Consider the following 21,334-nt stretch of genomic DNA (forward strand, 5'->3'; position numbering starts at 1 on the left):
AGTTTTAGGTGTGGTTGATAAAAAGCCCTCGGTGAAAAGTAATCTATATCTTGGCCTAGGCGCGCTGTCCCTGGCCATCTTTCTTGTGGCCAATGATTTCACTGCATTTTCGCCGGCACTGCCTGTGGTTGAACAAGAGTTTCAGTCAGATCTTACTACGAGTCAATGGGTAATTAGTGCTTACGCATTGGTTTGCGGTGTGTTAATAGTTTCAGGAGGTCGTCTGGCTGATATGTATGGTAGGAGGCGAACATTTATTGTCGGGTTATTAATTTTCATGTTTTTCTCGTTTTTGGGCGGAATTGCTGGAAGTATGGGGATGCTGTTGGTTTCCCGTGCATTTATGGGGGCGGGGAGTGCGCTGATTTGGCCGTCTGTTTTGGGGATGATGTACAGTCTGATGACACCGAAGAATGCAGGGTTGGCCGGTGGACTGATTATTACGATATGCGGTATAGCAAATTCTGTAGGGCCATTAGTGGGAGGTTTCCTGGCCGACTATATCAGCTGGAGATGGATTCTATTTATTAATTTACCACTTTCTCTAGTGGTTCTTTATCTGTGCTTCAGAGTGATTCCACCAGATTCGTTAAATGTGCCTATAGAGAAGTTAGATTATCGAGGAGTTGCTCTACTGTCATCGGCACTATTCTCTCTTCTGCTTGCTTTCGACTTTGTAGTCGATGTGGGGTTTAAAAACTATCTGGTGTTTGGACTGTTTATGGCTTTCTTTCTCTTGTTTTGCCTCTTTATATTGGTTGAGGGGAGAGCAGCTGAGGGGGCATTAATCCCTCCAGATGTAGCAGGAAACAAGTCTTTTGTCACTGCAGCCTGTGTCGCTTTGTTAATTGCCCAGTTCTTCTATGCGGGGTTCTTTTTTATCCCGCAATATTTAAGTAAAGTCCATGGAGCTTCTGCAACAATAGCAGGTCTGGGATTGGTTCCACTTATGTTGGCATTTAGTGTATTTGGTTTTGTTGCTGGTAATGTCTATAAGGTGCTGGGAGCCAAGCTAATTGTCTCCATAGCAACACTATTAATGGCTTTAGGTTTATATATGCTGTCTCATATCTATCAGGACGGTCAATATATTCGCTTGGTTCCCGGGTTGTTAATTTTGGGGGCGGGTATTGGCTTATTCAATTCTACTATAATCACGTTTGCAATATCGGTTGTTGATCCGCGCCGAGCAAGTTTGGCCGGAGCAATAATCTTTATGATTCAAATAGCGGGTGGTGCAGTGGGGTTGGGCCTGAATACCACAATAGTCGCAATGGCTGGTGATATATCTTATGGGATTAGTCAGGCATTTACATTAAACGCATACTTGGCAATGTTATCTTTTATTATTTGCGTTTTATTTATAGGGTCTAAGGAAGAAAAAGCTTAACGTCATTTTGTATGTCAATTGGTTTATGTATATGTAAGTATAGGTTTACGCAATGGAAAGACAAGAGGGTCTCTTAGATAAGAATTTATACCTTGGAATGTTGGCTCTGTCTCTTGCTATTTTCCTTGTCGCCAATGATTTTACGGCCTTTTCTCCCGCGCTGCCGGCAATGGAGCACGAGTTCCACTCTGACCTTACAACGACCCAGTGGGTCATTAATGGTTACGCCTTAGTCTTTGGAGTACTGATTATTTCAGGTGGTCGCCTTGCCGATATGTATGGCAGGAGGAGGGTATTCTTTATTGGAACCCTGCTATTTATGGCGTTCTCACTTATCGGTGGGATTGCAGTTAATATGGGAATGTTATTGATATCCCGGGCACTGATGGGGATTGGAGGGGCTATGATGTGGCCGTCGATCCTGGGTATGACCTATGGCCTGATGACTGAAAAGCGAGCGGGTTTGGCTGGAGGGCTGGTGATTACTGTTTGCGGTATTGCCAATTCAGTTGGACCACTGTTGGGTGGTGCGCTGGCAGATTATGCCAGTTGGAGATGGATTTTCTTTATTAACCTGCCGGTATCAGCAGTTGCCTTATATGTTTGCTGGAGAGTGATTCCTGATGACTCTCCAGAAGCTTGTGATGAACGTATTGACTATGCCGGAATCACTTCGCTGTCGATGGCTCTATTTGCCTTGCTGCTGGCGTTTGATCTTGTGGTTGATGTCGGTTTCAAAAGCCCATTGGTCTTCGGCCTTATCGCTGCCTTTTTCTTACTTATATGCTTGTTTAGTGTCGTTGAGAAGCGAGTTGGGGCTCAGGCGTTGATTCCACCGGATGTGGCTGGGAATAAACGGTTTGTCTTCGCCTCTGCTGCTACGTTATTGATTTCAGCGCTTTTCTTTGCTGGATTGTTTTTTATTCCACAGTTCCTAACCAATGTTCGTGGTACCTCCGCAATGAGGGCGGGGATGGGGCTGATCCCTATGATGCTCTCCTTTAGCGTTTTCGGCTTTCTGGCAGGGAAGCTATATGATGTGATTGGAGCAAAGAAGATAGTATCGACAGCTACTTTATTGATGACGCTGGGAATGTATCTTCTATCTCATATCCACAAGGATACTCAATATATGTCTTTGGTTCCTGGGCTTGTGATATTGGGTGCTGGTATTGGTTTGTTCAATTCCACCATTACAACTGTAGCTATAACGGTTGTTGATAGCAGTAGGGCAAGTTTAGCGGGTGCAATCATTTTTATGTTTCAAATAGCGGGTGGTGCCGTAGGGTTGGGGTTGAATACAACGATAGTGGCGATGGCCACTGATATGCCATCGGGTATTGGATATGCATTTACTGCAAATGCCTATCTCGCCATGTTTTCTTTTATTATTTGCATTTTATTTGTCGGGGATAAAAAGCCTGAAGTTTGACTTTAATAATCTATCTATTATCTACCTTTCCGTTTCAGTTGTTAATTGATCGGCAGCCTTTAAAGGTAAATTTTGTGCTTCTTTGTCGAGGTTCCAAAATGGAAAAATTCCCGTTTCAATTGGGAAAACAGGTTTGCATTGACTGATTGGTACGGCATTAATTATTATTTTTAGATCTCCATAATATTGTCTGTAGGCATGGGCTATTGGGGTCAGCCTCTGCCGGTCGAAATACTTGGCGCCCTTGTTGTTTTCGAATGCTTGTAGAAAATTATCTATTCCCTGCTGGATGCCAGCCCCATTTCTTGTCGTGAAGTTCCAGAGATTCTCATTAATTGTTTCTGCAAGACTGGCAAGATAAATCCATGATTGAAGATTGAGGCATTCAAAATTAACACTATTTTTACTCTTGGTTTTCGATACTTGGTTATCCGAGTGATCAAACTGCTCTAATATTCGGAAGCGGGAGTCCCTGAGAGTTTTTCTGGCAGTTTGTATTTGATTGAGATAGAGCGCTAAAGCTACAACTTGTAAATCATACTGTGTGCCAAGATGCCCAAGTTTTGGGCGTGTTGATTGTCCGCGATGACTATCTATCAACCAGTTAAAGTATTGCTCCAGATGGTAGTCTAATCGCTCAACTCCTATCAGACGAATCTGCTGTTCTTGTTTCAGTTTTTTGAAATTGGAGAGGGTGTAGACCAGTAGGTTGGGATTTACAGATTGTAATTGTTTGCTGTATTTCGTTTCATGTTTGTTGGGGAATAGCTTGATGAGGCTATTGTCGATAAATTGAATGAATTCCTGCTTCGAGCAGTTGGATTGCGCAAGGGCGACAATGGTCAAATCCTGAAGCAGGCTGTTAATCGAACTGGATCGCGCCCTCTGTTTTGCTTTTACCGACCTTTGCGTGGCCTCTCTTAATAGCATTAGGTAGGGAAGGTCGCACCTGTTTGCTGCGGCCAACTTGCTGCCAGGGGCGCTTGTATCGGCGGAAAAGCAGGAATCATCGAGGTGATCCAGCATGGCAAGGATAGCTTCAGAGCGAGTTGTTCCTCGATCCCGGCTGGACTGCTGATCTGTCCGCTCCAGGTGCGGCTTTCCGGAAAATAGCCTGGCTACCCAGCCTCCTTGAGTATAGTGACCTGCGGCTTCCGAGTAATCCGGGCAGGGGAGATCCCATGGGAAAATCGCCCACTCATCCCATTTCCCCGATACGCCTAGCCGCCATAAAAGTTCTACCTTGGGGCGCCTGCCGTAGCAGTAGCGGCTATCAAAAATCTCTCTGCTATCAGATCGAAATACTATTTGTGGTTCTTCAGTGGGAGTTGGTTTGAAGTTTTCACATAGAATGGATTGGTTATCCAGCAGTCTTGTCATTGGAATAACATGGTAGGGGTAAGCGTTGTTGTGAAGTACCTGTTGCTTTATTGCTTGCCAGGCTTTTGGGGTTACGAAGCAATTGCCGTCCCAAGGTAAAATCCAGTCGGCTTTTGATTTGCCGTCCTGGAGGGCGAGATTTCTGGCCCCATTATTGTTCATTACATAATTATTTTTATAGCGGTAAAGGCTCAGCTCTGCCTGAGTCGCTAAGTCCTGACGTAATCGTAGCCCTTTTAATTTATAGGGGGCATAGATGATGGGGTGGTCGAGAATATTCCACTCTACTTTTCTGTAGTCGTCCCAACTAAAGGGGATTCTGATGAAAGTTTGTTGATGGTCGTCGAGCAGTTTAATGATGGCTGCTTCTTCATTAGGGTCGACTATTCGATTGAGGATAAATACTTTTTTGCAGTTGTCGAGTACCGACTCATGCTTCAAAATAAATTCCAGATTCTTGCGGGACTGTCCCACACTATGCCGGGGAGCTAAGTCGTTGCCGATGATTCTGTAGAGGATAAAGGTCTGGATATTATTTGATGTGTTTAGGTGGGTATTGATTGGTGTGGTTTTAGGGTAGGGTGGGCGGTTGTAAGGAAAGTAAAAGGTTGGGAAGAAACGATTTCTGTGAATGATGATACGGATTAGAGTTCTGGAGAATTTTAGTATTTTTCTTTTGAGTTTACGAATGAAAAATATCCAGCGATTTTGCCACTGTAACCAAAAGGCCTTTTTGTGGGCGACTATTATCCTTTGTTTGGGCTTGGTGGGCTTCTGCATATATAGATATGTCTTTTGGTTCAGTTCGAGGGCTCTTAATGGTTGTTGGCTGGTACGATAAATGCCTTTGATATCAATTTAGCCGTGTGATTATGGGCTTAATATAGCAGGTTTGATTTTTGATTGGGATTTCGGCGCTATAAAATACGCCAATTAACGGCTAAGCCGTAAATTAAGATATCTCCAATTGACTAAGGTGTGGACGTTAACGTATTGAACTCTAACCTGAGTCAGGGTTCCACTTAAACCTTCTCTTCTTTAGTGAAGTACAATTCTCTTTGCGGTGGATAGGATGGTTAGTTTATGTTTATTAATTGAGGCGAGAAGCTGATTGGGTTTACTGGGCTTAGGCCAAGGTGGGCGGGATTTGTATTTTTTTGACTAAGTCGATTTTACTCCCGCTCTTGCTCTTTTATTTTCTACTGACGATTTTCTTTTGCTGAAAATATTGACCCATGCTTTTCTGTAAATCGTTCGAATATTTCTATGTCGTATTTGCAGATATCTTCGATCTTTTTAATGGTTTTGAGGTCGGATTTTATTTCTTGGGCCAGTTTATTGTTGGGGTTCTTGTTGATTTCAGGGATGTTCAACTGTATATCAAAATCTTCTTCGATCTGCTGTGTTAGTAGGTCAAGGTGGCCAGTTGTGCCTACAATGGAAAACTGTTGGAGGTTATCCAGGGCCTCTGCAATATGTTCTGATGGATTTCGATTATTAAAGTTAGAAAAATATTGAAGATACTCTTTTCCAGCGTTAACCCCAGTTTTGGAGTCTAAGTATTCATTTAGAGAGAGTGTATTTTTATCCCACTGACTTTTCTTGTAAGTATTGTAGGTATAGAGAGATATCCATCTATCAACAGGATTCCTCAGTACCGTCAAAAAGTTCCACTCGCCGGAGAAACTTTTGACGACATTTGGGCGGCAATATGAATGACCTCGGCCGTAATAGTTCGATTTTATTGATAAGTTGTGGACCATTACGATTTCTCGTACCGACATCATTGGGATATCTAATATGTCTGCTGTACGTTTGTTTACTGCTCGCTTGATACCAAAAGTGTCTAGTTTGTTGGGCTCATAGTATTGAGAGCTAATGGCAGAGTTGAGGGAGGAACCGGCACATTTTGGTACGTGACAAAAGAAAATTTTAGGTGGGGAGGTTAATTTTATCGGGAGTCTAGCAAGTGATGGGCGAACCAACTTTTTTAACATTCTTTTCATTTGATGAAGTACTGCTAAGTTTTTGAAAGGCTTGGTCTGAAGTAATGGAAGGGTAAGTTTAATATATTGTACGGAAATTAAAAAACCCGCCTTTAGGCGGGTTTTTTAAAGGCTCGTCCGTACTTAAACAGTAACTTCCTGGATCTCAGTCGCTGCGATGCGCTTGCCTTCTTCGGCAGACTTCTGGAAGTCTTCAATCTGATCGAAGTTCAGGTAGCGGTAGATCTCGCTGGACATGGAGTCCAGGTTCTGTGCGTATTCCTGGTACTCAGCCGGAGTCGGCAGTTTACCCAGGATGGCGCCTACAGAAGCCAGCTCAGCGGAGGTCAGGTACACGTTGGCACCATCGCCCAGACGGTTGGGGAAGTTACGGGTAGAGGTGGACAGTACGGTGGCGTTCGGTGCCACACGTGCCTGGTTACCCATACACAGGGAACATCCGGGCATCTCGGTGCGGGCACCGGCAGAGCCGTAGATGTTGTAGTAACCCTCTTCCATCAACTGGTGCTCGTCCATCTTGGTGGGCGGGGAAATCCACATGCGAGTGGAGATGCCACCTTTGTGTTCTTGCAGCAGTTTACCGGCAGCGCGGAAGTGACCGATGTTGGTCATACAGGAGCCGATAAACACTTCGTCTACCTTGTCGCCAGCAACGTCGGACAGCAGGCGAGCGTCGTCTGGATCGTTAGGAGCACATACGATCGGTTCTTTGATCTCGGCCAGGTCGATCTCGATGACTTCCAGGTATTCGGCGTCGGCGTCCGCTTCCATCAGTTTCGGGTTGGCCAGCCACTCTTCCATGGCGCGCGCGCGGCGCTCCAGGGTACGCTTGGAGCCGTAACCTTCAGCGATCATCCAGCGCAACAGGGTTACGTTGGAGCGCAGGTACTCAGACATGGTGTCTTCGGACAGCTTGATGGTACAGCCAGCAGCGGAGCGCTCGGCGGAGGCGTCGGACAGCTCGAATGCCTGCTCTACAGTCAGGTCTTCCAGACCTTCGATCTCGAGGATGCGGCCGGAGAAGATGTTCTTCTTGCCTTTCTTCTCAACGGTCAGCAGGCCCTGCTTGATGGCGTAGAGAGGAATGGAGTGCACCAGGTCGCGCAGGGTGATGCCGGGCTGCATTTTGCCCTTGAAGCGCACCAGTACGGACTCAGGCATATCCAGCGGCATAACACCAGTAGCGGCGGCGAAAGCTACCAGACCGGAACCTGCCGGGAAGGAGATACCCATGGGGAAGCGGGTGTGGGAGTCACCACCGGTACCTACGGTGTCCGGCAGCAGCATGCGGTTCAGCCAGCTGTGGATGATGCCGTCTGCCGGGCGCAGGGAAACACCGCCACGGTTCATGATGAAGTCCGGCAGGGTGTGCTGGGTGCTGATATCAACGGGCTTCGGATAGGCCGCAGTGTGACAGAAAGACTGCATTACCAGGTCGGCGGAGAAGCCGAGGCAGGCCAGGTCTTTCAGTTCGTCACGGGTCATGGGGCCAGTGGTGTCCTGGGAGCCCACAGTGGTCATTTTCGGCTCGCAGTAGGTGCCCGGACGGATACCTTCAACGCCACAGGCTTTACCAACCATCTTCTGCGCCAGAGTGTAACCCTTGCCAGTGTCGGCAGGTTGCTCAGGCTTGCGGAACAGCTCGGAAGGCGCCAGGCCCAGGGCTTCACGTGCTTTGCCGGTCAGGCCGCGACCGATGATCAGATTGATACGACCGCCAGCCTGAACTTCGTCCAGCAGTACGTCGGACTTCAGTTGGAATTCAGACAGGACTTTGCCGTCTTCGGCCAGGATCTTGCCGTCGTAAGGGCGGATCTCGATAACGTCGCCCATGCCCAGTTCGTCAACGGGGGCTTCGAATACCAGTGCGCCGGCATCTTCCATGGTGTTGTAGAAGATCGGGGCAACTTTACCGCCGATACAAATACCGCCACCTTTCTTATTGGGCACGCCGGGCATTTCTTCACCGAAGTACCACAGCACGGAGTTGGTGGCGGACTTACGGGAAGAACCAGTACCTACTACGTCACCAACGAAAGCAACGGGCAGGCCCTTGGCTTTAACTTCTTCGATCTGCTTTAGGGGACCGGTAACGCCTGCTTCTTCTGGCTCCAGACCGTCGCGCTTCATTTTGTACATGGCCAGCGCGTGCAGGGGAATGTCCGGACGGGACCAGGCATCCGGTGCCGGAGACAGGTCGTCGGTGTTGGTTTCGCCAGTTACCTTGAATACGGCAACTTTGATGCTCTCGGGTACTTTGTTGCGCTTGGTGAACCACTCGGCGTCTGCCCAGGATTGCATTACCGCTTTGGCGAATTCGTTGCCGGCTTTGGCTTTCTCTTCCACATCGTGGAAGGCGTCAAACATCAGCAGGGTGCCTTTCAGCTGCTCGGCAGCCAGTTCGGCCAGATCTTTGTCGTCCAGCAGCTCGACCAGGGTGGAGATGTTGTAACCGCCCAGCATTTGGCCCAGCAGTTCTACAGCGTGTTTGCGATCGATCAGCGGGGATTCTGCTTCACCTTTGATAATGGCGGACAGGAAACCTGCTTTAACATAAGCGGCTTCGTCAACGCCCGGCGGAACGCGTTGGGTGAGCAGGTCAACCAGTTCCTGTTCTTCGCCTTTTGGCGGATTTTTCAGCAATTCAACCAGGCCGGCGACTTGCTCGGCGTCCAATGGCTTTGGCGGAATGCCTTGTTCGGCGCGCTCGGCGACGTGTTTGCGATAGGCTTCAAGCACTGATAAGTCCCTCTTGGTGTGTGGGGTGGCACCTACAGCGGGCGGAATTCCCGGTCTATTAACTGTCAGCCGGGATTTTTTTTTCGAGGCCGCTGATGGCGGGGGGCGAATACTACAGGAAAGCCCTACAGCTGTTAAGTTTATCGAAAAATCAATAGTTTAAGTGAATTATGACTATTTGCTAGGTGAATTTTAGTGGTTTGGCAGCTGGTACTTCCCCCCTTTTCTTGGCGGCGGAAACAAAATAGGCTACGCGCAATTTGAAGGCCGCGCGGGCGGCATAAATAGGTTGGTCGGATAGTTAATGTATAAGAAGGTTCGCACGCCCTGTATCGGTGTTTGCTCCACGGGAATTGGCGATGATGTTTGCCGTGGCTGCAAGCGCTTTGCACACGAGGTTATTGATTGGAATGCCTATAGTGAAGAACAGCGCCGAGTAATTGCCGAGCGCCGAGAAGGGTATTTGGTGAACGCAGTACGCAGCCAGTTGGAGATCGTGGATCGCGAGCTGCTATTGGAGCAGCTTCATCACCAGCGGGTCCGTTTTGATGAGAGTCAAAATCCATACTGCTGGGTGTTCGAACTATTGAGGGCAGGGGCCAGCCAGATATCGGACCTCAAGGCTTTTGGGTTGCAACTCACCGCACAGGTTCGCGGCGTCCCACTGGTGGAAATTCGCCGCCTTATCGATGAGGATTTTTACGCACTGTCTGTCGCCTATTACCAGCGCTATGTGGCGCCTGGTATTACCTAAGAAGGTTCAAAAATTTGATGGCAGCCCCATTTGGGGCTTGGGTTTAGCGCTGCTGGCGCAAAAATACTCTGAGCGCCGGTAGAAAGGGTTCACTGGCGATTGCCAGATCCCGCCGCTGGCGCCGTCGACTCAAGCTCGGTTGGTGGTCAACTCGGGTGAATTCAGGCAGCTGCCCGGCTTCGTTGGCCTCTACCAGAATCGGCATGGAGGAATAGCCGACCTGATGATATTCCTCTTCCTCACCTGGCTCGTGCCCATAGAAGATTTCCGCTACCTGGAGATTGGGGCGACTTTGCACTTGCACCTGGCGTAAATCCTCCTGCTGGCTTTTGTGTAGCCCGGCGAGTAGCTGGCGCTGATATTGGATACCGGGATCGGACCCTTGAGGGTCCAGCTGTACCAACTTCTTTTCACACCATTTCACCGTGACCTTGCGAATGGATTTACGCGCCTTAATCCATGAAAGGGTGATAGCATCGGGCCGCTTCGGGCACATCAAGACCAGGCGGTAGCATTGGCGTAGATGTGCGCGGGGGTATCCGGCATCCGCAAGGGTTTCCCGCACAGTGCGATCCTGCTCTGCTACTGGCCGCTCCGCCAAGGCGCCGCGAAGTTCGGCGATAGCCTTGGCGAAGATCTCTTTGTGGTTATTGAGTTGTTGGGCAAGCTCAAGGGTTTTGGTCGGTACCGCCAATAAGCCAGGTACCTGTAAAGTAGCGCGGGCATCCCCTCCGGCGCTAATGGGCTCCTGATAGTCGAGTTGCGAGTAGAGAGCGCCTGACAGTGAATAGGGGCGCTCAAAGCTCTGATTGAGACTGAGTGCGGCATCCTGTGCGAAAGGGGGCTGAAGTAGATAGTGCTGCCAGGGTTTCTCGGCATTTTGCAGCAATTCCAGGGATTCTCTCAGGGCTTGGGCGGTACCATGGACATTTTCTAATAGCGGTGGGATAGCTTTAGCCTGGGTTCTGTAGTCATTCATCAGATATGCCGGATAAAAAGTGATTTATATATTAATGCACTTAATAAATCGTTATCAAATTGAGTGTATTTATCACTAGGGACCTTCCTGGATAATTGCAGCCCCGGTTTGTCAGTTGGGGGAGTAGTGCCCGCTGATCGTTTAAAAGCGGGCGTTTGTGGCTTGGGGCCGCTATAATCCCGCGCCAAGTTATTTTGCTCCGGTTAAGTTTGTTCGTCTTATGAATGCTCAAGTCCCAGATCTGTCCGCTATCAATGAATTCCTGCTGTGTCCCACGCCCGATGCCTGGGTGGAGGCGGCATTGAAGGAGCCGGAAATGATGCTGATCGATCATGCCAACTGCGAGAAAAAAGCGGCGGGTACTGCCCTGAACCTGATGTTTCGCTATCTGAATGACTTTGAGCTTCTGAACAAAATGTCGCGTCTGGCTCGCGAAGAGTTGCGCCACTTTGAGCAGGTGCTGGCGATTATGGAGAAGCGCGGTATCGCCTATCCCCACGTTAGTGCCTCCCGTTACGCGGCCGGTCTTCGTGCCGAAGTCCGCAGTGCGGAGCCGGGGCGACTGATCGACACGCTGATTTGTGGCGCTATTATCGAAGCGCGCTCCTGCGAGCGCTTTGCACGGATTGCGCCCCAGTTAGATGACGAGTTGCAGAAGTTTTATCTCTCCCTGCTTAAATCTGAGGCGCGTCACTTCCGCGATTACCTGCATCTTGCCCAGAAGGCTTCCGATGAAGATATTCAATCTAGGGTTCAGGTACTGCTGGAGAAAGAAAAGGAATTAGTGGAAGGCAGTGATGGACAGTTCCGCTTTCACAGTGGTGTGCCGGAGAGTGCAGGGCAGTAATTCTCGCTTGGCCTGCTAAGGTGGCTCAGATTTTCAGGAAGCTTTCGAATTGATGTTTATTAGCTACAAGCTTCCTGATTCTTTAGTGATAACACCAGAATTCTTGCTGCCTAAGCTCACTTATGGGGTCATACCGGCAGTAGCGCTAATCGTTGGTTATGGAATTATCGTAGGGCTGCTTGGTAGTTCTGTTACCTTTACCCGACCCGACCCGACCCGACCCGACCCGACCTGACCTGACCTGACTCTACGTTTGTGCCCTAAAAATCAGCACAGGTCTCTTTGGGATCTCGCCGGTACAAGTCGATATCAACTGATCAAACGCTATAAGTAAGCTGGGTGAGCGGTAGTAAACTAATACTAAAGGGTATTTGTAAGCTGTACTATCGTAAGCTCGCTAGAAGATCAAACTCGTACACTAGGGGCTGTTCATCAATACCCTGTTGGCCACAATCTTGAAAAAGATATGTACTGCACAGTGATTTTTACTGACCATCCTTCCGTAAAAATTATAATTTAGAGTCAATGTGTGGAAGTACAGTTTTTGAGTACCGCCTTTTGAAGGTTTAAGTGCCGTTTCTTAATTAGCTTTTATTTTCAAACAGTTATTCTGTAATCAGAAAGCATAAGTGGTTTATGGGCATCTTTGTCTGAGTGATTCAAGGAAGACGAAAGTGGCTCGTTGGATGCTTTTTTGTAGTGCATTAAGGGCTAATGAAACTGCTTAAAGACATATTAAGAGAGGGATACTAGGCAACGGGCTAATTTCAGGAAGTTTTTAGGCTACCTGAGAAATGCACCAAAACGGGAAAGCCTGGGGCGGTAAACATATTGGTGTTACTGCAGGGGCCGCATTCGACGATCTTGGAGCACTGAAGATTGAGGAGCGTAATGATCAGTCAGGATGATTGTTATGGTGAGTTTGTACCAGGTAGCCCGGTATTTCTTCCCTCCTCCCCCAGAAAATGTAAGTAATGGAAAAACTATCTTTCATTTCCAAGAAATATACAGATGCTGAGAGAAGCACAGAGGCAAGGCTGTCCCGTGCTTTACTCAATAATTTTGCACAAGATCTCATAAAGCAAAACGGTATTCACAGTGGGGTTGATCACTTAGACGCCGTAGTATTTTAGTTTGCAGAAAATATAAAGATCTTGGGACGCTCTCCAGTAGATATGATCATGATTTACATTTATCCTTGGCGAGAAGGTTGTATCAATAAAGCCATTGAAGAGTTCTGTTAGGGTGTGAGGCTATTTGGCCTTCCTCGAGAAGGGCTGAAAAAAAGACATGGCAAGCTTCCAACTTTACTCTGGCGAAAAAGGTTATATTTTGCCGTTTGAACATCAATATAGCTAACTCTGAATCAGTATTGGTGCTCAAGATGATCTTTTGTGTGACCAATGATGTTGCTAGGAGCAAGCTATTTCAAAGCTGTAATTGTTTATTGGCTCCTGAGGATGTTAAAAAATATTTGCATGCAATGAAATGTAAAGGTTGATATTAAAGGGAGGCTGGGGAGGTGGTGTTATTTGGGACTGGTGTTTGACGAAATATCTGGTTATGGATACCCAGATATTGGATTTTTTAAACACAATTCCACCATGTTGGCAGGTGGTGGTCCTATGCTTTTAGACTTGGTAGAAAAGTACTAGGCGCGTATCCCAGTGATAACTCTGAATCTTTTGGAGGTGTTGATGCCTTTTAGGTTTTAGGGAGTTTGAATATGATTCAGAGGGTATTGGCAGCCGCAGGTTTAATCTAATAGGTTTGAAGGCTGTTCAAATATGCATTAATGTAGATACTCCAAAAATAGGGAGGTTTTTGGAGGGTGGGACGATAGGAAGATGGATAACTTGATCAATTAGGAAGAATATTAATGAAAGTTATATATAAATTGTTTTTTATGGTTTTAACCGTCAGCGTATGTTTTGCTGGGTCAATACATGAGGACGTGATTCACTCTCAGGTATCTGAAGAAGGGAAAACCTTTTCAGTAGATATGTTAACGGCTGAAAGTGATGTGTCTGGTGCAGTGACAGATAATGTTGCTAATATTCTTGGGGCAATAATTAAAATTCTACTGGGAGAGGTTTAACATTTAGCCCAGCGGACTTTGGGTGAAATGATGGGGTAATGTTTCGCTGGGCTTCAAAACTCTGTGCCAGCTGTATAAGTCCATAAGATGATCAATTTATCTGGAAGATAACTGCGGTAGTATTAGGCTGTAATTTTAAACCGGATGCGTTTGGTTTTTTAAGTTTGGTGGCGGATAGTGTCTCCATTCGTGCTTGCGGTGTTCTTTTAGTGAATATCGAAGAGTTACTCTCAACGTGTCTCATTTCGGTGTTTAAAATTTATCTCTGCTTGAGGTTCCAAGGCTCTTTTCTCTTATCCTGAATCAAGCTTTTTCAATAGCCGAATAAACTCTTCAAGCTCTTTACTGCTGGTGGAATCCACAGAAAATTTATTGTGAAAAAATATGGTGAGTTTCACTTTGGGGGAATTGATAAAAACCGTATAGCCGTCAAAGTCAGTGCTGACTGCCAGCCCCTGGTAATGCCATTCGTTACCTTCCTTGCGCCCCTCCTTTGTCGCCCTATCAAACACCCGCAGCGCCTGTTTGACGTCAATTTTCTGTTCGGCATCCATTGCTGCTTGCTCCTGCCGCTAAGCTTGTTGTTTGAGACGAAACTGTCTTTGACTTGGAAGCTTAGACGACATGGACACTGACATCCATCACTACCCACCAGTAAATACGCGACTGTTTGACTGGCTGGCTTACCTTGGTTTGATTCCATTTGTCGCAGGAATCATTATGCAGTGGTTAGGGTTTTCTCTTTGGGGAGTGACTCCTCGCCTACTGTTCACCGCCTACAGCGCCGTGATTCTGAGTTTTCTCTGCGGTGTTTGGTGGGGCGCTGCACTCAATCAAGTGGGGCATCCGCACAGGATGATTTTAGCGCTACTGAGTAACCTGGTGACGTTGGTGGGGTGGGTGGCGCTGCTGATGTTTCGCACCACTTGGGCGCTACCGGTATTACTAGTTGCTTTCGGTTTTGTTGTCTGGGCCGAGGCCCGGTTGAATCCCAATCTGCCCGGGCGGGATCAGTATTTCCGTACCCGCAGCATCGTGACCTACCTAGTGATGGCCTGCCATCTTCTTATGATTCTGCTGCTCCTTTGAAATGTCTGGCGCAAACTAAACTGTTACCAGCGAAGTTATTTTGGGGTAGCTCTTATGCAACCTGTTTCCTCTGAGGTGCTCGACCAGCTATTCAACAAGGCCCGAACCCATAGTCATTGGCAGGATAAGCCGGTTTCAAAAGAGGTTTTGAAACAGCTTTACGACTTGGTCAAAATCGGACCCACCAGTGCTAATTGTTGCCCTATGCGATTGGTGTTTGTTGTAAGTAAGGAGGCTAAGGAGCGGCTCAAGCCAGCGCTTAATGAGGGAAATATTGAAAAAACTATGCGGGCTCCGGTGACTGCCATTGTTGCTTACGATGTGCACTTTTATGAACACCTTCCGAGGCTCTACCCCCAGACTCCTGCGAGGGAATGGTTTGCCGATAGCCCCGAATACGCCGAGGTTACAGCATTTCGCAATGGTTCCTTGCAAGGAGGCTACTTTATTTTAGCGGCGAGGGCCCTGGGGCTCGATTGCGGCCCAATGTCGGGGTTTGATAACGCATTGGTTGATGAGGCATTCTTCAGTGACAAATGCTCAGCACCGGCTTTTCTGCCGGAGCACTTCCCTGATTGTCATATTAAGTCCAATTTCTTGTGCAATCTTGGCTATGGCGAAACCGACAAATTATATCCGCGCAACCCTCGGTTGGATTTCGATGAAGTGTGCAGAACTCTGTAAATTGTTGTGTTTAACATAATTCGTATTTTTTAATGCGGGTTAATGGCAGTGGATCAAGAATTTAGGTGTGATTAAGTGGTTCTTAAACGATCTCAGCGGTTGATTGACCCGGAAGAATATTTTTTACCTCGGCAAGAGGACGCGCTTTATGAGTTGTTTGGCCGGGACATTAGCCGGGCTGTGGTTGAGCGATTTTTGTCGATGCAAGATGAGGAATACTTCCGCTGTGTCAGTTCGGGAAATTTCGGTATCTATGCCGCAGACCAACTATTGATAGATTGCTATGCAAAAAAAATTAATGAGCAGGCAATCCTCGATGAAAAGTTGTTGTTTAGTCGAGAAGAGCTGGAGCCGATTATTCAGGCATATAGAGCGGAAACACTTTATATGAACCTGGCAATGGACAACGCAGCGCTGCCACACGATGTAATTACCACCGAGGAATTTGTCTTACATCTACAGGCGACCATTCTTAAGGCATTGGAGAAAAAGCGGGATGCTGATGATTTTATCGTGGTTATCCCGACCACCAGCTACAAAGGGGAGCTCATTCCCAAGGCCATTTGCAGTAAAGCCAAGTTGAATGATGAAACCTTTGAGCGTCAATTCCAGTTGGGGCTTGTTCGCAATCAGCACCTGCAATATGTCTTAAGTAAATCCTACTTGTGGACCCTGGCACATGCCTGGCCCTTTATAACGGGTTCGGAAGTGGGGGAGGGGTTGTTCAAAGGGGTGGTATTTCGGCAGTTTGATCTCGGTTTTGGCACTATAGCTTCGGATTTAGACAGTGATACCAATGTATTTGTGATTACAGATGCAAGTTGTACCGGTGGTGAGGCAGAGCATATTCGCAGCCGTCTGTTGAGAATGGACCGGCATGAACGCTCGGCGATTATTGTTCCGCTATGTAAGAAAGAAGCGATACATCGTTTGGATAAAAGTGCGGAAGGTAATGCAGAAATTGTGTCTGGCGTAGTTCTGGATGACTTCAAGCGGCAATGGAAAGATATTGGCCATCGAGCGAGCTATAAGACCCTCAGGGGGGCGAAGAGGTAATGGCCTGGCATGAGTCCTTATAGTGCCGGCTTAGACACCATCAGATAGACAATGACAACGGTTATGGGAAATGCGATAGCCCCGAGCAGGGACCAAGCCATCATTAGCTTGCGCATTTTGTCTATATTACCGTCTTCTTTGGCATGTTTACGCAGCTGGTACTGAAGGTAAACAACCGGCAGCCACAACAAGAACACGGTTGCGCTGAGACCGGCGGCTAATTGCAGCCAGGCTTGCAGCATCCAGCTTGGATTAATCAGCAGCATTCCCACCGCGCTACCGAATAGACCAATTACCGCCGATCCGGTAAATATCCAGTCTGCCCGTACCGTCTCCCGGCTGACCCACTGCATAACTTGGGCATTTCCGGACAGCCAGCCCCTCAGGGTGTACCAAGCGATGCCGGTCCCTGTGCCGAGTACGATTATGGCGCAGAGGATATGCAGTGTTTTCAGTATCAGATAGTAATTCACAGCGCTGCTGGCCAGACTAAAGTTGGAGATAAATTAGTGGCTGCGGTCGTTAATTTCAATGCCAATTATCGCTGCCTTGATATCTGCTAGCTTGAGCTAGTAGGACGATAAACGATATGGGGGAGAAAAGTGATCTTCCGACCGGAGAAAATTATCAGTGGTGGTCAGACAGGGGCGGATACCGGCGGCTTGCTGGCAGGGCAGCGCCTGGGAATTGCCACCGGTGGCACAGCACCGCAGGGTTACTGGACTGAGATCGGTGATCGGCCGGATTTTCTGAAAAGGCTTGGGCTGGTTGAAAACACGTCCCCGGATCTGGAAGAGCGTACTCGTGAGAATATCCGCAACTCTGATGCCACTGTTATCTTCACAACCAATCCCAGTAGTGATGGTACCCTGTTTACTATTGAGTTCTGCCAGGCATCGGGGAAACCACACTTGGTAGTCAATCCGACTGATGCCGATCGAGTACAACTGGTGCGCGACTTTATCCTCAAGAATCGTCCGCAGACGCTCAATGTGGCGGGTAACCGTGAATCCAACTCCCAAGGGATTACTGAAATTACCGCAGAAACCATCGAGAGGGCGCTAACCCGCTGAGTCTAGGGTTCAATGTGCCTCTCAAGATGATGACCCGAGGGGTTGGGTGCGCGCAGGCGCAATTCCAAGTCCGGGTATTGCCCTACGGAAAACCAGAAGAACAGGCACAGGGTAGCAATTGTGGCAAAGAGAGTGAAGTAGTGAACCCAGGCTGGTTCTGGCCCACCGGGTAGAAAGTGCTTTTCTTCAACGCTACGACGGCGATTTAAAATTAGCGCATAAAAAATGACTGTCGCAATCACAAAGATCAGGGACCAGCGGGTTTGTTGCCCGTCAGATCCCACCAGGGCCACAAGGCAGTACACCGCTGCAATCAGCAAAATCACAGTAAACAGTCCGTACTGCTGAGGCGGCATTTTTCCGTAGGCCAAAACCCGCAAAGCTACCGCTGAATAGATATAGGGCATCAGTGTCATAATCACAGCGACAGAGGCAATTTTGCCAAACTGCTGGCTGGCCGTTGGCGATATGGTGGTAAGTATCAATACAGACATCAGCACGGCCACCAGGGTTAATCCGCCGGTAGGTACGCCTTTGTTATTGGTGCGGGCAAATAGTGCTGCAAACAGGCCATCATCTGCCGCCGCCTTGGCAGACTGCCCCACCAACAGTATCCAGCCGCCCAATGAACCGATACAGCCAATAGCGGCGCACAGGGCTACGACATTGGCCGCAGTATTTCCCAGTGCCAGGCGAGCAGCATCGGCAAAGGGAGCGGAGGAGCTGATTAATTCCTGGTTCGGCAGCATCCCCATAATGACCGATGAGCTGAGTACATAGGCAATAGAAGCTAGGATAACTCCCCCAACCGTTGCGATTGGGACGTTCTTGGTGGGGTCTTTTACCACTGCGGCGGATACAGAGGCGGTTTCCACCCCAATAAAGGCCCAGAGCGTGAAGGTCAGGCTGGCCATAATGGCACTGGGGTCGCTCTTGCCCGAGACATTCCAGCTGCTGGTAAAGTTTTGCTGGTCGAACCAGAACCAGCCAAAAATAGCGGTTCCGAGGATTGGAAGTAAAACCAGGCCTGTGGTGAGGGATTGGATGCGACCGACGGTGCGCGGGCCCAGTACATTGGCGTAAGTTAGCAGCCAGACCATGGCAACCTGGGCCATGGCAAAAGTCAGTGGGTCTTTTAACGGTGGAAAAAAATGGGTCAGATAGCCCAGGCCTGCAGTAATCAGCGCAACATTACCGATTACATTGGCCAGCCAGTAAACCAGGTTGGTTTGGTAGCCAATGTAATCGCCAAAAGCGCGGCGGGCGTAGGCGTAAGGGCCGCCGGCTGCGGGATAGATAGCGGCAAGCTTGGCAAATACCAGGGCCAGGGAGATAGCGCCGACGATGGTTATCAACCAGCCGATCAGGGAGATACTGCCGACTGCAGCGAGATTGGCGGGGAGCATAAAAACCCCGGAACCCATCATATTGCCTGCAACCATCAGGGTTGCGGGGACCAGGCCTATTTTATGCTCCTCTTTGATAGGCGAGCCTATGGCAAGTCTCCCCGCAGGGCGTAAATATGATAGTGGCCGTCCCGCACCTCTACTCCGTGGTTATCGTGGGTAAAGCCTGGAAATTGCTGGTCGAAGGCTTCCAGAGTTCTCAAGTAAATCAATGCCGGACTATCTTCATCGCCAAAATTTTCGCCGGGCATTAGCAGAGGAATACCTGGAGGGTAGGGTACAACGCCTGTGGCTGCGGTACGTCCCGGTAACTTGCTTAGCGGAAGCATTTCCACATCGCCGCGAACCAGGGTTTCATAAGCTTGTACCGGACTGCAGTCAGCTCTAGGTAAGGCTGAAAATCCTGCAGACATTTGCACTGTGGTTTGCAATTTTTTCATGGAAGCAAACATATTGTCTGCAAGGTCGCGCAGCCCGATATTGCGATAGGCTGGGGACTTTTTTATAAGGTTTGGCAGGCATTCACTTAAGGGCCGGTTGGCATCGAAGTCGCGCTTAAAGGCCAGTAAAGCATTGATTAGAGTGCCCCACTTACCCTTGGTAATACCGATAGAAAACAGGAACAAAATCGTAAAATCGGTAGTTTTCTCCACGATAATGCCAAGGTTGTCCAGGTATTTACTGACGATGTTGGCAGGTATTCCAGATGCAGACAGTTTGCCATCAGGGTTTATCCCCGGGGTGGTAATCGATACTTTAATCGGGTCCAACATGCAGTAATCTGGCTCTATATCACCAAATCCATGCCACGATTCGCCGGGGTCTAATAACCAGCAGCTGGGCTCATGACACAGGAGTTCTGCTGGGGCGCTGTGAAAAGCGTAGTTGTGCCCGTTATTGGGATCGGTGACATGCTCAGGCTGCCAACCTCCGAAGAACCACTCTTCTTTATCGCGATACTCCTGTTGCAAACGGGCCAATACTTGTCGGAACGCTACGGCCTCAGCAATTGACTCCTCTGTTAATGCTTTTCCACCCGGTCCATCCATCATTGCTGCGCTCACATCATTGGAGGCCATGATGGAATAAAGTGGGGAGGTTGAGGCATGCATCATAAAGGCTTCATTAAAGCGCCCATGCTCAATGGGTTTACGCCCATCGCGAATGTGAATCATCGATGCCTGGGACAATGCAGCAAGTAATTTATGCGTTGACTGAGTGGCAAATTTGCTCGGGCCATTTTTCGCGTCGGCTTCTCCCAAATCGTACATTGCGAAGCGATCTCGATAGATAGGATTAAATCGAGCGTATGAGTACCAGGCTTCGTCAAAGTGCAGGCGATCAACGGACTCGCCGAGAAGTTCTTCCACTCTGCGCACGTTGTAACAGAGACCGTCGTAGGTGGAATTAGTAATGACTGCGTGAACGGCGCGGGAATTTTTGGCGTGCTTGGACAAAGGGTTTTGCCGAATAGCATTGGCAACAGAGCTGGCCGTCAGCTGCTGGGGAGGGACTGGGCCTATGAGGCCGTAGTTGTTGCGTAGGGGAATCAGGTAGGTTGGAACTGCACCTGACATGGTGATCGCGTGTTCGACGGATTTATGGCAGTTTCGATCGCATAGAGCCAGTTGCCCCCGGGTAACCGATGCCATCAATATCACTCTATTCGATGTCGAAGAGCCATTGGTTACATAGTAAGTGCGATCCGCACCAAATACTTTTGCTGCATATTTCTCTCCCTTGGCAATGGGGCCCGAGTGATCCAAAAGCGATCCCAACTCTGTTACAGAAACAGAGAGGTCCGAGCGCAACATATTTTCCCCAAAGAAATCGTAAAAAGCGCGACCCGCAGGGGATTTGAGAAAAGCTGTTCCCCCAGTGTGGCCGGGTGTGTGCCATGAATATTCATGGACCCGGGCAAAGTGGGTCAGGGCGCGAAACATGGGGGGAAGAATGGCGTGGCGGTATCTTTCAATCGCACTCTGGATGCGACCGCCGATAAAGGTCGGGGTATCTTCTAGCATCCAGATAAAATCGTTGGCTAATTCCAGGGCCCGTCGCGGCATGGTGCTGACAGTCTGCTGATCTGCCAGAAGGAATACCGGCATTTGGGGATTGCGGGCGCGAAGTTCTTCCAATACAACCAGGGCGGGGCATTTCGCTTCACCGGGCAGGGTCCAATTAATCAGCAGGCATTGGATCGCGGTGTTAGTACTCAGTATGGCGCAGGCATCACTACCACTGGTGGTTGTTATTACGTCAATTTTTCGCTCTGATAACTCTGCCTGTAGCCTCATGGCGGCGCGGCCGGGAGCGCTGTTGTCGTCGACTTCACTGCTGGCGATCAGGGCCAGCATGCTGTTATGGCGTTGCTGTCCGAAATGATGCATGAGTGCCGCAC

General features: G+C 48.6%; 17 protein-coding genes. 9 read left to right on the forward strand and 8 right to left on the reverse strand.

The genetic code is table 11. The features are described from left to right. Positions 1-10: 10 nt before the first annotated feature. Positions 11-1,390: an MFS transporter gene (locus tag ACJJIY_RS13390; RefSeq protein ID WP_444897798.1), complete on the forward strand. Its 1,380-nt coding sequence runs from the start codon at positions 11-13 to the stop codon at positions 1,388-1,390. A gap of 52 nt (positions 1,391-1,442) precedes the next feature. Continuing rightward, positions 1,443-2,822 carry an MFS transporter gene (locus tag ACJJIY_RS13395; protein WP_445358078.1) on the forward strand — a complete coding sequence of 460 codons (1,380 nt, stop codon included), beginning with the start codon at positions 1,443-1,445 and terminating at the stop codon, positions 2,820-2,822. A gap of 21 nt (positions 2,823-2,843) precedes the next feature. On the opposite strand, the gene ACJJIY_RS13400 is transcribed toward ACJJIY_RS13395, so the two are convergent. The 3 genes from ACJJIY_RS13400 to acnB all read right to left on the reverse strand — a co-directional run bounded on the left by ACJJIY_RS13400 (position 2,844) and on the right by acnB (position 8,947). After that, the gene (locus ACJJIY_RS13400; protein ID WP_444897796.1) at positions 2,844-4,982 is read right to left on the reverse strand and encodes an alginate lyase family protein; all 2,139 of its coding nucleotides are present in this window, start codon (positions 4,980-4,982) and stop codon (positions 2,844-2,846) included. Between the two features lie 419 nt (positions 4,983-5,401). Then, entirely contained in the window at positions 5,402-6,208 is an 807-nt protein-coding gene (locus ACJJIY_RS13405) for a sulfotransferase family 2 domain-containing protein (protein ID WP_444897795.1), read from the reverse strand. Between the two features lie 123 nt (positions 6,209-6,331). Continuing rightward, positions 6,332-8,947, reverse strand: coding sequence for a bifunctional aconitate hydratase 2/2-methylisocitrate dehydratase (gene acnB, locus ACJJIY_RS13410; protein ID WP_413662548.1), 2,616 nt, complete (start codon positions 8,945-8,947; stop codon positions 6,332-6,334). Between the two features lie 304 nt (positions 8,948-9,251). Here acnB and ACJJIY_RS13415 point away from each other — a divergent pair, with 304 nt between their 5' ends. Further along, the gene (locus ACJJIY_RS13415) at positions 9,252-9,701 is read left to right on the forward strand and encodes a DUF1289 domain-containing protein (protein ID WP_445358079.1); all 450 of its coding nucleotides are present in this window, start codon (positions 9,252-9,254) and stop codon (positions 9,699-9,701) included. A gap of 43 nt (positions 9,702-9,744) precedes the next feature. Here ACJJIY_RS13415 and ACJJIY_RS13420 read toward each other — a convergent pair whose 3' ends face one another. Next, the gene (locus ACJJIY_RS13420) at positions 9,745-10,680 is read right to left on the reverse strand and encodes a hypothetical protein (protein ID WP_445358080.1); all 936 of its coding nucleotides are present in this window, start codon (positions 10,678-10,680) and stop codon (positions 9,745-9,747) included. Positions 10,681-10,900: 220 nt separating this feature from the next. Between ACJJIY_RS13420 and ACJJIY_RS13425 the strand changes: the two genes are divergently transcribed. Further along, positions 10,901-11,527 carry a MiaE family protein gene (locus ACJJIY_RS13425; protein WP_444925343.1) on the forward strand — a complete coding sequence of 209 codons (627 nt, stop codon included), beginning with the start codon at positions 10,901-10,903 and terminating at the stop codon, positions 11,525-11,527. Between the two features lie 1,879 nt (positions 11,528-13,406). After that, positions 13,407-13,625 (forward strand): hypothetical protein, encoded by a 219-nt coding sequence (locus tag ACJJIY_RS13430; protein ID WP_445354586.1) that lies wholly within the window; start codon positions 13,407-13,409, stop codon positions 13,623-13,625. Between the two features lie 293 nt (positions 13,626-13,918). On the opposite strand, the gene ACJJIY_RS13435 is transcribed toward ACJJIY_RS13430, so the two are convergent. Next, positions 13,919-14,179 carry a DUF3081 family protein gene (locus tag ACJJIY_RS13435; RefSeq protein ID WP_413662543.1) on the reverse strand — a complete coding sequence of 87 codons (261 nt, stop codon included), beginning with the start codon at positions 14,177-14,179 and terminating at the stop codon, positions 13,919-13,921. A gap of 70 nt (positions 14,180-14,249) precedes the next feature. Between ACJJIY_RS13435 and ACJJIY_RS13440 the strand changes: the two genes are divergently transcribed. The 3 genes from ACJJIY_RS13440 to ACJJIY_RS13450 all read left to right on the forward strand — a co-directional run bounded on the left by ACJJIY_RS13440 (position 14,250) and on the right by ACJJIY_RS13450 (position 16,454). Continuing rightward, positions 14,250-14,714, forward strand: coding sequence for a DUF3429 domain-containing protein (locus tag ACJJIY_RS13440; RefSeq protein WP_444925341.1), 465 nt, complete (start codon positions 14,250-14,252; stop codon positions 14,712-14,714). Between the two features lie 54 nt (positions 14,715-14,768). Beyond that, positions 14,769-15,398 (forward strand): malonic semialdehyde reductase, encoded by a 630-nt coding sequence (locus ACJJIY_RS13445; protein ID WP_444925340.1) that lies wholly within the window; start codon positions 14,769-14,771, stop codon positions 15,396-15,398. A gap of 75 nt (positions 15,399-15,473) precedes the next feature. Then, positions 15,474-16,454 (forward strand): hypothetical protein, encoded by a 981-nt coding sequence (locus tag ACJJIY_RS13450; RefSeq protein ID WP_444907840.1) that lies wholly within the window; start codon positions 15,474-15,476, stop codon positions 16,452-16,454. 17 nt (positions 16,455-16,471) lie between these two features. On the opposite strand, the gene ACJJIY_RS13455 is transcribed toward ACJJIY_RS13450, so the two are convergent. Beyond that, positions 16,472-16,927, reverse strand: a complete 456-nt coding sequence (locus ACJJIY_RS13455) for a DUF2269 family protein (protein WP_444933666.1) — start codon at positions 16,925-16,927, stop codon at positions 16,472-16,474. 129 nt (positions 16,928-17,056) lie between these two features. On the opposite strand from ACJJIY_RS13455, the gene ACJJIY_RS13460 reads away from it, so the two are divergent. Beyond that, positions 17,057-17,527 (forward strand): YpsA SLOG family protein, encoded by a 471-nt coding sequence (locus ACJJIY_RS13460; protein ID WP_445358081.1) that lies wholly within the window; start codon positions 17,057-17,059, stop codon positions 17,525-17,527. A 2-nt stretch (positions 17,528-17,529) separates the two neighbouring features. On the opposite strand, the gene adiC is transcribed toward ACJJIY_RS13460, so the two are convergent. Then, complete coding sequence (gene adiC / locus ACJJIY_RS13465; protein WP_445358082.1) at positions 17,530-18,969, reverse strand: arginine/agmatine antiporter; 1,440 nt, start codon at positions 18,967-18,969, stop codon at positions 17,530-17,532. A gap of 50 nt (positions 18,970-19,019) precedes the next feature. Beyond that, positions 19,020-21,323: an Orn/Lys/Arg family decarboxylase gene (locus ACJJIY_RS13470; protein ID WP_445358083.1), complete on the reverse strand. Its 2,304-nt coding sequence runs from the start codon at positions 21,321-21,323 to the stop codon at positions 19,020-19,022. Positions 21,324-21,334: the final 11 nt, after the last annotated feature.

It is taken from the genome of Microbulbifer maximicatervae (SeqCode) (assembly GCF_052468155.1).

What these genes read in the sequence shown, in the direction of transcription:
- ACJJIY_RS13395 (WP_445358078.1), top strand. Translation starts at nt 1,443, where the DNA reads ATGGAAAGACAAGAGGGTCTCTTAGATAAGAATTTATACCTTGGAATG.
- ACJJIY_RS13400 (WP_444897796.1), bottom strand. Translation starts at nt 4,982, where the DNA reads ATGCAGAAGCCCACCAAGCCCAAACAAAGGATAATAGTCGCCCACAAA.
- ACJJIY_RS13405 (WP_444897795.1), bottom strand. Translation starts at nt 6,208, where the DNA reads ATGAAAAGAATGTTAAAAAAGTTGGTTCGCCCATCACTTGCTAGACTC.
- ACJJIY_RS13415 (WP_445358079.1), top strand. Translation starts at nt 9,252, where the DNA reads ATGTATAAGAAGGTTCGCACGCCCTGTATCGGTGTTTGCTCCACGGGA.
- ACJJIY_RS13420 (WP_445358080.1), bottom strand. Translation starts at nt 10,680, where the DNA reads ATGAATGACTACAGAACCCAGGCTAAAGCTATCCCACCGCTATTAGAA.
- ACJJIY_RS13425 (WP_444925343.1), top strand. Translation starts at nt 10,901, where the DNA reads ATGAATGCTCAAGTCCCAGATCTGTCCGCTATCAATGAATTCCTGCTG.
- ACJJIY_RS13430 (WP_445354586.1), top strand. Translation starts at nt 13,407, where the DNA reads ATGAAAGTTATATATAAATTGTTTTTTATGGTTTTAACCGTCAGCGTA.
- ACJJIY_RS13435 (WP_413662543.1), bottom strand. Translation starts at nt 14,179, where the DNA reads ATGGATGCCGAACAGAAAATTGACGTCAAACAGGCGCTGCGGGTGTTT.
- ACJJIY_RS13440 (WP_444925341.1), top strand. Translation starts at nt 14,250, where the DNA reads ATGGACACTGACATCCATCACTACCCACCAGTAAATACGCGACTGTTT.
- ACJJIY_RS13445 (WP_444925340.1), top strand. Translation starts at nt 14,769, where the DNA reads ATGCAACCTGTTTCCTCTGAGGTGCTCGACCAGCTATTCAACAAGGCC.
- adiC (WP_445358082.1), bottom strand. Translation starts at nt 18,969, where the DNA reads ATGGTTGCAGGCAATATGATGGGTTCCGGGGTTTTTATGCTCCCCGCC.
- ACJJIY_RS13470 (WP_445358083.1), bottom strand. Translation starts at nt 21,323, where the DNA reads ATGCATCATTTCGGACAGCAACGCCATAACAGCATGCTGGCCCTGATC.